This window comes from Vibrio sp. OPT46 (assembly GCF_015163535.1).
In the GTDB taxonomy this organism is placed as follows: domain Bacteria; phylum Pseudomonadota; class Gammaproteobacteria; order Enterobacterales; family Vibrionaceae; genus Vibrio; species Vibrio alginolyticus.
In genome coordinates this window covers 1-1,016 of record NZ_JADDYG010000177.1, presented here as the reverse complement: position 1 = coordinate 1,016, position 1,016 = coordinate 1, and the positions used below count along the sequence as shown (strand labels likewise).

Here is a 1,016-nt window from a genome sequence, read left to right as displayed (position 1 = left end):
TAAATATTCAACGTTAATTGTGTTTGCTTAACTCTACGTTTACCGAGTTTCTGATACATAGTCAACAAAAAATTGTTTGTTTTTCCATCTTTCAGAGAATTCTGCTAAGCAATGTCATTGATATTTATAGTTAATTACACATTATTGATCATTTAAAAATCTACAGTTAGTTTTTGTAAAGGACTTAACCATCATCACCAGTTCGGTTTTTTATCTAATAACTAGTCTGATCTTTGCCATAAAACGTACGATCAAATAATTCGAGAGGGTTGTGACACATAACAACAACTTAACTGTGACTTATGTTCATAGTATCGAATTATTTAGAAAATAGGTGAGCTAGCTTTCATATTCTATGCTTTAATAGTGAGAAGCTTTGGGCGCATACTAATAAAAAAGTTGACACAAGGAGTGGTGAACATGAAAAGAGGGCTTTTTCTGTTGCTGTTTTTTGTGCCTGGTGTTTGTCTAGCAAACGAGCTTCCGCCGCTTCCAGGTAAAATATCCCCTTCTCCTCATAAACTATTCATTTCCAGCGACAGTTATCAGTCTGACAGTTTTGATGTTTGGAATATCGATACGGGTTACGCTTACGAACTTTTTGATTCGGTAGACGTTTATGTCGGTGCGCGAGTCAATAACTCTCCTACCAAAAATCAAAGTGGTTTTTTGAGTGGGATCAGCTATCACTTTAATGATCGTGTCACGCTGAAAAGTACAGTTCGCTCTTACAAGAATGAAACAGCGGAAGGTATTCGCCAAGACGACAGTAGCCTCGCGGCTGAAGTATCAAGTCGCGTAAAAATTACCGATAAACTGGATCTTCACGCGACTCTTGATTACCAAGATTGGCAACAAGGCTTTGAGGTTGGTTTAGGCTTTCGTTTTTAGAAGTCCAGCTTTTGCTTAGAAATCAACACACCGTTCCAGTCCGCGTAAACGTAGTGCTTAGGTTGAACGATTTGGTTTTGCATCGTTAAGGTTACGTTTACCTCTCCTATCCCGCGTTTCTCTGT

1 protein-coding gene and 1 pseudogene are annotated in these 1,016 nt (G+C 38.3%); one reads left to right on the top strand and one right to left on the bottom strand.

Going from position 1 to position 1,016, the window contains the following annotated elements; all coding sequences use genetic code 11:
* The first annotated feature begins 420 nt into the window (after nt 1-420).
* Complete coding sequence (locus tag IQR33_RS08400; RefSeq protein WP_017821468.1) at nt 421-891, top strand: hypothetical protein; 471 nt, start codon at nt 421-423, stop codon at nt 889-891.
* On the opposite strand, the pseudogene IQR33_RS08395 reads toward IQR33_RS08400, so the two are convergent.
* A pseudogene (locus IQR33_RS08395) lies at nt 888-1,016 on the bottom strand (putative 4-hydroxy-4-methyl-2-oxoglutarate aldolase); the annotation flags it as partial. The gene IQR33_RS08400 and the pseudogene IQR33_RS08395 overlap by 4 nt on opposite strands.

Bases quoted from the DNA above. Each gene is read 5' to 3' on its own strand.
- IQR33_RS08400 (WP_017821468.1), top strand. From the start codon at position 421: ATGAAAAGAGGGCTTTTTCTGTTGCTGTTTTTTGTGCCTGGTGTTTGT.